Here is a 9,487-nt window from a genome sequence, read left to right on the forward strand (position 1 = left end):
TCCCCAGTCCCCAATCCCCAATCCCCAGTCCCCAATCCCCAGTCCCCAGTCCCCAATCCCCAATCCCCAATCCCCAGTCCCCAGTCCCCAGTCCCCTTGGATAGTAATTTGTACTCTAAAAGTTGTATAATGTAAATCTTGCAAAAAATTCAATTGATTTCTGATGAAGCAGGAATCAAGTAATAGGCGTTAGAATTATCTGATTGCTGAATTGAGAACTTTTGCAAGATGTCTAATCAACTTCAATAATTTTAGGTGCTTATCAGTATTTCAAGCTACTGGCTGGTGCTAGCAAAGCAAGTTGTATGGCTAAGTCTGCAATCACCATTACGGTCAAACTATTCGCTGCTTATCAAGAAGCTTTTGGGGCTTCGGAGTTGATATTGGAGTTTCCCAATGGTACACCAGTGAGGGCAGTGTGCGATCGCCTCATCACAAAACACCCCGAACTCACTCAATGGCGCAATTTGACTCGATTTGGCATTAATCTCATCTTTGTTGAACCAGATACCCTCTTACAAGATGGTGATGAAGTAGTCCTAATTCCACCTGTCAGCGGTGGCTAGCTGGAAATAAGTATTAAAGTTTTTGCTCATGACCTACTTTCGCTCTAATGTTGATGAGATGGCTAGTTATGTCCCCGGTGAGCAGCCTAAACGGGGTACACAAATCATCAAACTCAACAGTAACGAAAATCCTTATCCTCCTTCTCCGGCAGCGCTGGCTGTGCTGCGGAATATTGATGGCGAATGGTTGCGGCGCTATCCAGAACCTTACGGGGAAGAATTTCGGCAAGCCACAAGTAAAGTTTTAGGAGTTCCTAGCGATTGGATAATCGTGGGAAACGGCAGTGATGAATTATTGAATTTGGTGATTCGAGCTTGTGCGGAACCTGGGCGAAAAGTAGTCTACCCCATGCCTACTTATGTGTTGTACCGTACACTATCACAGATGCAAGCAGCGGAGATTGTCGAAATTCCCTACAAAGAAGATTACAGCCTACCCTTGGAGAAACTAATTGCTGCGAATGGGGCTGTAACATTTATTGCATCGCCTAATAGTCCGTCGGGGCATGTAGTAGCAATGAATGACTTGCAAAACCTTGCAAATCGATTATCTGGGGTGTTGGTGATTGATGAAGCGTATGTAGATTTTGCTGAGGAAAATGCCTTAAATTTGGTCAAAGAACACGCGAATGTTTTTGTGATCCGTACATTGTCTAAGGGATACTCCTTAGCAGGATTGCGGCTGGGATTTGGGGTGGCAAATCCAAAACTATTAGATGGATTATTTAAAGTCAAAGATAGTTACAATATTGATGCGATCGCCTGTGCAGTTGGAGCAGCTACTATTACCGACCAAGCTTATAAAAATGCTTGTGTAGCAAAGATTAAAGCTTCACGAACTCAGCTAGCAAAAGACTTACAAAAGTTAGGTTTTCGGATCTGGAGTTCTCAAACTAATTTCTTATTAGCACAGCCTCCGCAAGACAATGCCGAGTATCTCTACCAAAAGCTGAAACAACGGAGAATCTTAGTACGTTACTTTAAACAACCAGGTCTTGATAATAAATTACGTATCACTGTGGGCACCAATGAGCAAAATCATGCTTTAGTAGAAGCGATGATTGAATTATTGGGAACTGGAAAGCAATAATCTTGAAACTGCGTCCTTAGCGATCGTTATGTCTGCAAAATAGCGCGAGAAATGAAGAATACATAGGTTTTATGCTTCGAGATAGATATTGTCTGCTATTTTTTGTTGTATAAGGAAGAATAAAGAGCCAGGTTAATATCCTGGCTAAAGATCCAAAACATATGACATCACGAATAGTATCAGACATAAATCGAGAGTATCAATAGAGATGAAACAAAACTTACTTACTTAGCACATGAGTTTATGGTGGTATTGGTTAGTCATAGTGACTTGCGGAGTAACTATATTCGGCATTATTTTAGTTCTCTTACCAGATTTCATGCAGTTGTTCTTTAACGCGATGTTCTTTTCAACCTCGCAAGCACACACCACCTTTAATGAAATCGCATATTCCTACATTAAATTTTTGTATGGCGTACTTGGTGCTGTAATGGTTGGTTGGAGTGTTACCTTGCTCTTTATTCTTGCAGGGCCATTTCATCGCAGGCAACGTGAAGCATGGTACGCCATAACAGTATCAGTACTCGTGTGGTTCATCTTGGACAGTTCGTTGTCTATATCAGCAGGGTTTTGGCAAAACGCTGTCTTCAACACTGTGTTTATCGTATTTTTTGCAATTCCTCTGGCAGCCACATATCGATATTTTCAAAAATAAGCGGTTCTAAATCCAAAAGTGTTCGCGCAGCGTCTCCTTTAGGAGAAGGATTTTCCTCTCGCCACACCCTTATATCCCTACCTCCTAGTTTTTGTGAGTAATGACATTCCAAAATTTGTTGTTAAATCTGGAATATTTTGTATTGAAATTTCGTTATTAGAAATAGAAACTGCTCATCTGCAAGTTCATCTTAGGGACTTCCAAATAAAAAAATATCCCAAGGATAATTTATTTATTGGAAATCCCTTAATGAAGTGTCAACAGTCTAGAGCAGCTAAATCCAACTAAATCCAACGTTGAAGTCTCTCTAATACCAATTCTCTATAATCTTGCAATAAATCAATCCTCGCGTCTGGTGTGTCCCTCGTACCCCTGCGCTTAAGCAAGCGACGCGAAGCTTTTGAAGAATTGGTATAAATCTTTTTTAAGGATACTACGGGAAAAAATCATCGAAAAAACAGAGGTATCAATTATGTCAGTTCAAATCTTTGCTTCTGATTTGCTTCTAGAGTTATCCGTGGAAGAACAGCAACTGTTATCTGGCGGTCAATGGAAAGACGAGAAATGGAAAGATGACGACAAATGGAAAGACGACAAAAAGTATAGATACTACTGTGATTACTGCTACAAGTGTTATAAACGTGACTACTAAGCCAGTAAGCCAGTAATGAAAAAGTGACTAGAAACTAGAGGTTGGTAATTTTTACGATCTCTTGGGTGTGAGGGTGTAAGGGTGCGGGGATGCAAGAGAAAGAATGAGATTTCAAATCAAGCTCCAAACAAATCAATGCGCGTTATACTTTTTCCCTGCACTCGACACCCTAAACCCTTTCATTTTTGTCTTATTTAGAACATAGTTTTGTTCTTGACAAAGGAGTGTTCAATATGATTACTCATCTTTCCTGTTTTGAGGAACTTTCTACTAGTCAAACTGAAGCTATTTCAGGAGGCTTTGCAGTCAAGTGGGATCAGGCTTCATACAATTGTTTCGATACTCCTCCTGCCACAGGTACACGGGATTGGACAGTTACCTGGGTAAGAAAAGGTCAAACAAATAGCAAAGATGTTTATAACTTCTATTGCAGGTACGCTTAAGGCAACTGACTCAGCGGAGTTGGTAAACCATCAATGCTGACAAGATTTTTCTGTTGTTGATAATCTCTAACTCCCTGCTCTCCTTTTTTACTTGCCCAGTTGACTAAAGTTTGTCGTTGACCTTGATATTCATAAAGTGGCACACCTAAACCACAGGATGTTTGTACTCGCTCAATATCAGCGACGATAATTTGACGCGTGCCAGGAATCTGGGGAAACAGTGAGTGCAGGGAGTTCCAATTAGCAGAATTAGGTAAAACCGTGTAGCCTTGACCGTAGAGACGTAGAATAGACGGCGGTTCTGCAAAGGCACAGAATAAAAAGGTAATTCGCCCATTTTCTTGCAGATGGGCTGATGCTTCGTTTCCACTACCTGTGAGATCTAGGTAAGCGACTCGATGGGAAGAAAGAATACGAAAGCAGTCTAGACCTTTGGGAGATAAGTTAATGTGTCCCGTGGAACTTAAGGGTGCAGTAGCCACGAAGAAAAGGTGTTGGGTAGTGATAAATTTTTGCAGTTCCTCTGTAATACAGTCAAAAAGTTTAGCCATAGACTGTCTAGCTAGAAAATGGGGAGTAGGGAGTGGGGAGTGGGGAGTGGGGAAGAGATATTTTTATCTCCTCGTTGTGGGCTTTACTGTTTTGATGTTGGCAGATTTCCCATTTCCCATCTCCTTAGCCTATTGCTTCTGTGACTATCTAGCAAGACATAAATGCCGATCGCTTGTAGTGACTGACATAAGCGGGAAGTGCAATTTCTGTATCCAATCGTGAATCGGGTATAGGTGTAGTAGCGCTGAGCTTTAAGGGAATTTCTCCAGCCCACACAGGTAATTGATAATCGGCTTCAGCATCAAGAGGCCCACCCGTGCGAACCTTCGCTGAGGCTTCTACTATTGGTAAAGATAATACTATAGTGCCTGCTAATTCATTTTGATTAGGCGATCGCACTTCTTGCCAACGTCCAGCAATCACATGTTCTGTAAATGCTTTCAAGGCAGCTAACTTCTCTACAGTATTTTGTACGAGTGTTGCTGTCCCAAATATTACTACAGAGCGATAGTTCATCGAGTGGTGAAACGCCGATCGCGCCAGTACTAAACCATCAAGTAAAGTCACTGTGATACAGACATTAATTCCTTGCTGGAGCGATTTTAGCATTCGACTGGCTGGCGAACCGTGAATGTATAAAATATCATCAACTCGACCATAGGCTGTGGGGATGACAAAAGGTTGTCCATCAAACACAAAGCCTACATGACAAACTAATCCTTCATCCAAAATGTCATATATCGTGTCACTCTGATAACTTCCCCGCTGAGGTATTCGCTTAATAGTCGTTTTTTGGCTAGGGGGAAATGCGGTTATTTTTTGTTCCTGTTGATGCATGAGTCGGAAATTTTTAACCCTACATCGCTAGAGTAATAATCAAAGTGGAATGATGCAATGGCCAATTTTGCACTAAAATACCAGTCCACTTTAGGTTTAATTACCCTAACGGGGATAGAAGTTGATACTCTTGTGATTGCATTGGTAAAGACAAGTTTTACCACTATTCCCCATTCCCTACCCGTAATGGATTTTGTGATCACCATTGACCCGCAAGCGTCCTTACCACTGCATCGCCAAGTTTATGAAGAATTGCGGCGAGCGATTTTATCGGGAAGATTAGCGCCAGGACAGCGGCTTCCTTCGACGCGATCGCTTTCTCAATCTCTTGGTATCTCTCGCGCCACTGTCATTCAAAGTTATGACCAACTGTTCAGTGAAGGTTATCTAGAAACAATTGTAGGTTCGGGGACGTTTGTCGCTCACCAACTTCCTGATGACTTGTTAAGGGTTGCACCAATTACATCAACACCATCAGCAACTAGTTCATCCATACCTTTATCAGCCTATGGTCAGAGTTTGACAGACCGCGCCTTTTCACGTCTACCAGAGTTGGAAGCACAAATTAACTTTAGCTACGGAAGACCAGCATATGATCAATTTCCCATTAACTTGTGGCGTAAATTGCTGTCTCGCCATTGTCTTGCTAATCTTGACGTGCTTGATTATACCAATAGTTCCATGGGATATCGACCGCTACGGGAGGCGATCGCTGATTATCTAGCTCGTTCTAGGGCAGTACAATGTAGTGCAGAGCAAATCGTGATTGTTGGCGGCTCGCAGCAAGGACTGGATTTAATCACGCGTCTACTGATTGATCAGGGTGATTGGATAGCTGTCGAAAATCCTGGTTATTTAGGGGCGCGACGGGTTTTCTTAGCGCAAGGAGCTTGTTTGTTTCCTGTGAGTGTGGATCAATTTGGTTTGGTGGTCAGCAGTTTGACAAGGGGTATAATTCCTAACATTAAACTTATCTACGTGACTCCATCACACCAATTTCCCACAGGGGCGCTGCTATCTCTGCCCAGAAGATTAGAACTGCTAGCTTGGGCGCAGAATTCAGGAGCGATGATTATTGAAGATGACTACGATAGTGAATATCGTTATGGTGAGCGTCCCATCCCGGCGTTGCAAGGATTAGATCAAGGCAATTCAGTGATTTATGTGGGTACATTCTCCAAAGTATTCTTCCCGGCTCTGCGTTTGGGTTATTTAGTATTGCCAGATAATTTGGTAGACGTATTTACCCGCGCCAAATGGCTGGCAGATCGTCAATCGAGTTTATTAGAACAGTACGCCCTGACAGATTTTATTACCGAAGGACATTTGGAACGTCATATCCGACGGATGCGATCGCTCTATGACCAACGACGGCAAACTCTAGTGGAGTCTTTATTTGCCTATTTTGGTGAAAAAGTGCAAATTATCGGGGAAAATGCGGGAATGCATTTGATGATTAAAATACATACAAACCTCAGTGATGGAGAAATCATCCAACGCGCGGTTGAGGTTGGCGTGGGGTTTGCTGCTGCTCATTCCAACTATTTAAAAGATAGCCCTAGTAGCGAATTTATCTTAGGTTATGCTGACCTCAACGAGCAGCAAATTCAAGCAGGAGTGCGGCGATTAAGTCAGGCAATTTCAGAAAATTGAGGAGGCGATCGCCTCATAATCGAAGAAGCTATCCGCTGTGAATTGCCTACTGTCGCATGACCCAAGCTCAATAGACCCTCATTGAGTGACATTGTTTGCCTGCAACCGCATATTGAAACAAAATTCCTGATTCAGGAGTCTTGTATATCCTGATTCCTAGCTTTATTGAGCAGAAATATGCTGCACGCTTAATGCACATTAACAGACAACAGGTTATTATTCCTGATAGACATTACATGAACTGTAATATTTAATCGGGGAATCTGGGCATCCAAGATAGTTTTTCAAGGAAACACATGAATAAATTTATATTTAGTTTGCTTTCTAGCCCTGTACTGCTTAGCTCTCTTTTGTCTATGGGAGTGATGCTCAATCAAGCACAAGCTATAGAGCCACAAAAAGAAGCTACAACCACAGAAGACCGCTTATCCTGCATCCGCAATAAACATAAAGTGGGCCTAGTTTGTGCTAGAGCTTCAGTATTAGCTCAAATTCCTACCTATCAGCGCGAAGTTGAGTTCTCTCAAGAAGATGCTCCCATGCTAGAGTTCAATGACGAAGAAAGCGATATGGCAATTACTTTGTTTGGCTGCGACTGTGCTGCTTGTATAAATTCTTTACGTCAAATGCGTGGTATAACACCTTTGGTTTACTAAAAATTATTGGCAAGCAACGCCCTATGAACCATGGTTAGGGCTTGCTGAAAAAGTCTTATAGCTGTTGTTTTGGATATAATCAACTACTTGTTTTAGCTTTTGTGGCGGTAAACCTCCTGTGTACTCTCGTATCGAGTAGTTTTGCAAGAGTATGTTTATTTTTCACTCCTTACTCAGCAATGTTTCTTCAAAGTTAAGGGGCACAACAACTGTTCTGTTGTGCCCCTTCTTGTGTTCGATTCACAGGAGAACCACTATTTGAGAACATCATTAACTACCAGCCCAAGTTATCCATTTGTGGGACGAACCTATATGTAAAACTCCTCCGATTACTTCTTGTTCAGTGATGATTGCTTCTGCTAAATCTACACCATTTAGCTCTGCTTCATTGATATTGCTGCCAATCAAATTTGCTTTTCTCAGATTAGCTTCAGTTAAATCTGCTCCGCTCATTTCTGCTTCACTGAGATTTGCACCCAGCAGATTAGCTTGAACTAAATTTGCACTCCGCAAATCTGCACGACTCAGGTTAGTTCCTTCTAAGTTGACTTTAATTAGGTCTGCACCTATCAAATTGACTTCACTCAAGTTGGCGCCACTCAAGTTGGCTCTACTTAATTCTGCATCAGTCAGATTAGCTCGACTGAGGTTACATCCACTCAAGTTAGCTTGACTGAGATCAGCTCCACTCAGGTCAGCTTCAGCTAAATTTGCACCCCTCAAATCAGCTTCACTCAGGTCTACTTGATGCAGATTTGCTCTATTAAAACTCCGTTCTCCTGATGCATATAAATTCAGGAGTCTGTTAGCGTCCATATTCTCACCTCACAATGTCCATAGGTAAGCAAGTCTAGTTGTGAGTCACACACTACCCAAACCACACCAAAGACAATTTATTGAGTTGCTAGCAACAGTAAGCTTAGCTAAAACTTGTAATCTTATTTTGCTAGAAGTTTTCGCATTTTGAACATTTACTTAACGTAAATATACTTCTAGTAGTCTATTGTTGCAGTTATGAATAAAGATAAGTGCTGGTTGTTGACTATCTACACTTTTGGAGAGTACTTTTCCCTATAACTTTTTGGCTGAGAAGATTAACCCATCTGAAAAATCCAGATTAATTAAGAAAAAATAGGCTTTATTAAGCAGATCGCTAAAAAGTAGTTAAAATGTATGTGACATTTTGTAACTTTAATGATTATGAGCGTTGTTGCAGCTAAAAAATATTCTGATAAATTAGAGTTTGCCGCCGATAGTATTAGAGTTAGTGGCTATTTGACAGAAAACTCTCGCGTCACTGGAGATGAGCAAGGTAAGTTGTTTGAAGTAAATGACATGATTATCGGTAGTGTGGGTTATGTGATGGAGTTGAGTTTTATGCAAATATTTGCAAGAAATCATAAGCCATCTGCACCTACAGTTGAAGCAGTTCTAGATTTTGTTGTTGAGTTTTATGGTTGGGCAAAGAAAAAAGATGATAATTTTGGCAGAAAAAATAGTTATTTAATTGGTTTGGAGGGAGAGATTTTTCGGATTAGTAACAGTTATTTAGTAGAAAAAATTAATGAATTTAGTGCTATTGGAGCAGGTCAGCACTTTGCTTTAACAGCAATGTATTTGGATAAAAATCCTAAAGAAGCTGTTGAGATTGCCAATGAATTATGCGTTTATTGTTCTGGGCCAGTCAATTTAATTACCAAGCACTTAACTACAGTGAATACTTAATATATTTGATATTTCTAAAGTCATAAAATCAAGCGATCGCCTGCAATAAATTAGAGCGATGGCTTTCTATAATAGCTCTACAAATCATTAGCAGATTTATGATATATTTAAAAGAAAATCTCAAAAAACTCAGCTATGACACAACTAAATTCTCATCGCCAATCCCGTCGGGGAAGACTATTTTCAGAGCGTACAATCTCTCCAGAGGAACAAGCTAAACGCCAAGCCGAACTAGAAGCCTTTCAGCAACGTTGTCGCCCAATTTTTGACAGACTTCGCCCAGAGTTAATAGAGAAGCACTATAACTGGTTTATTGTCATTGAACCAAATAGCGGCGACTACTTCATCGATCCAGATAGTTTAGTAGCAGCCCAAAAAGCACATGAAAAACACCCACAGGGACGATTTTTTACTTTCAAACTCAATGAAACTGGAGTTTGTGGTCGGATATGATCCAAGGCGAGTTTGATGAGTTTACTGTAGAAGCGATCGCAGGTTCTGAATTTAGCTTAACCAAAAATTCATCCCGCGCTGTATGCGTAAGCATCAGAGTCGGGTACGTCACAGAAATTATCCTGGGATTACCTTGGCTACAAACTCGGCGTCTAAGCTGTTCCACATATAACTTGCATAATTAGGGCGGGCAAGATGCCCACCC

Annotated in this window: 13 protein-coding genes; 10 read left to right on the plus strand and 3 right to left on the minus strand. The window is 41.2% G+C overall.

The annotated features are described in order from the left end of the window. The first annotated feature begins 305 nt into the window (after window positions 1–305). From AC5JMF_RS25360 to AC5JMF_RS25380, 5 genes are all read left to right on the plus strand, one after another. The gene (locus AC5JMF_RS25360) at window positions 306–566 is read left to right on the plus strand and encodes a MoaD/ThiS family protein (protein ID WP_495798473.1); all 261 of its coding nucleotides are present in this window, start codon (window positions 306–308) and stop codon (window positions 564–566) included. A 28-nt stretch (window positions 567–594) separates the two neighbouring features. Next, window positions 595–1,656 carry a histidinol-phosphate transaminase gene (gene hisC / locus AC5JMF_RS25365; RefSeq protein WP_495798474.1) on the plus strand — a complete coding sequence of 354 codons (1,062 nt, stop codon included), beginning with the start codon at window positions 595–597 and terminating at the stop codon, window positions 1,654–1,656. A 340-nt stretch (window positions 1,657–1,996) separates the two neighbouring features. Beyond that, window positions 1,997–2,311 (plus strand): hypothetical protein, encoded by a 315-nt coding sequence (locus AC5JMF_RS25370; RefSeq protein WP_495798475.1) that lies wholly within the window; start codon window positions 1,997–1,999, stop codon window positions 2,309–2,311. 472 nt (window positions 2,312–2,783) lie between these two features. Next, window positions 2,784–2,963, plus strand: a complete 180-nt coding sequence (locus AC5JMF_RS25375; RefSeq protein WP_495798476.1) for a hypothetical protein — start codon at window positions 2,784–2,786, stop codon at window positions 2,961–2,963. A 233-nt stretch (window positions 2,964–3,196) separates the two neighbouring features. Next, window positions 3,197–3,406 carry a hypothetical protein gene (locus AC5JMF_RS25380; protein ID WP_495798477.1) on the plus strand — a complete coding sequence of 70 codons (210 nt, stop codon included), beginning with the start codon at window positions 3,197–3,199 and terminating at the stop codon, window positions 3,404–3,406. Here AC5JMF_RS25380 and AC5JMF_RS25385 read toward each other — a convergent pair. Further along, window positions 3,403–3,957: a pyridoxamine 5'-phosphate oxidase family protein gene (locus tag AC5JMF_RS25385; protein ID WP_495798478.1), complete on the minus strand. Its 555-nt coding sequence runs from the start codon at window positions 3,955–3,957 to the stop codon at window positions 3,403–3,405. The two genes, AC5JMF_RS25380 and AC5JMF_RS25385, sit on opposite strands and share 4 nt — an antisense overlap. Before the next feature lie 148 nt (window positions 3,958–4,105). Beyond that, the gene (locus AC5JMF_RS25390) at window positions 4,106–4,795 is read right to left on the minus strand and encodes a pyridoxamine 5'-phosphate oxidase family protein (RefSeq protein WP_495798479.1); all 690 of its coding nucleotides are present in this window, start codon (window positions 4,793–4,795) and stop codon (window positions 4,106–4,108) included. 186 nt (window positions 4,796–4,981) lie between these two features. Here AC5JMF_RS25390 and pdxR point away from each other — a divergent pair, with 186 nt between their 5' ends. Both pdxR and AC5JMF_RS25400 read left to right on the plus strand, forming a co-directional pair. Continuing rightward, a complete protein-coding gene (pdxR, locus tag AC5JMF_RS25395) occupies window positions 4,982–6,448 on the plus strand; it encodes a MocR-like pyridoxine biosynthesis transcription factor PdxR (protein ID WP_495798485.1) in 1,467 nt (488 codons plus the stop codon). A gap of 296 nt (window positions 6,449–6,744) precedes the next feature. Then, complete coding sequence (locus AC5JMF_RS25400) at window positions 6,745–7,104, plus strand: hypothetical protein (protein WP_495798480.1); 360 nt, start codon at window positions 6,745–6,747, stop codon at window positions 7,102–7,104. 270 nt (window positions 7,105–7,374) lie between these two features. On the opposite strand, the gene AC5JMF_RS25405 is transcribed toward AC5JMF_RS25400, so the two are convergent. Continuing rightward, entirely contained in the window at window positions 7,375–7,920 is a 546-nt protein-coding gene (locus AC5JMF_RS25405; protein ID WP_495798481.1) for a pentapeptide repeat-containing protein, read from the minus strand. 384 nt (window positions 7,921–8,304) lie between these two features. Between AC5JMF_RS25405 and AC5JMF_RS25410 the strand changes: the two genes are divergently transcribed. The 3 genes from AC5JMF_RS25410 (at window position 8,305) to AC5JMF_RS25420 (ending at window position 9,467) form a co-directional block, all read left to right on the plus strand. Beyond that, window positions 8,305–8,829 carry a hypothetical protein gene (locus tag AC5JMF_RS25410; protein ID WP_495798482.1) on the plus strand — a complete coding sequence of 175 codons (525 nt, stop codon included), beginning with the start codon at window positions 8,305–8,307 and terminating at the stop codon, window positions 8,827–8,829. Between the two features lie 135 nt (window positions 8,830–8,964). Further along, window positions 8,965–9,282: a hypothetical protein gene (locus tag AC5JMF_RS25415; RefSeq protein ID WP_495798483.1), complete on the plus strand. Its 318-nt coding sequence runs from the start codon at window positions 8,965–8,967 to the stop codon at window positions 9,280–9,282. Beyond that, on the plus strand, window positions 9,279–9,467 hold the full coding sequence (locus tag AC5JMF_RS25420; protein ID WP_495798484.1) for a hypothetical protein: 189 nt from the start codon (window positions 9,279–9,281) through the stop codon (window positions 9,465–9,467). Before AC5JMF_RS25415 ends, AC5JMF_RS25420 begins: the two co-directional genes overlap by 4 nt. The last annotated feature ends 20 nt before the right edge of the window (window positions 9,468–9,487 follow it).

The sequence above is a fragment of the Desmonostoc vinosum genome (assembly GCF_059505385.1).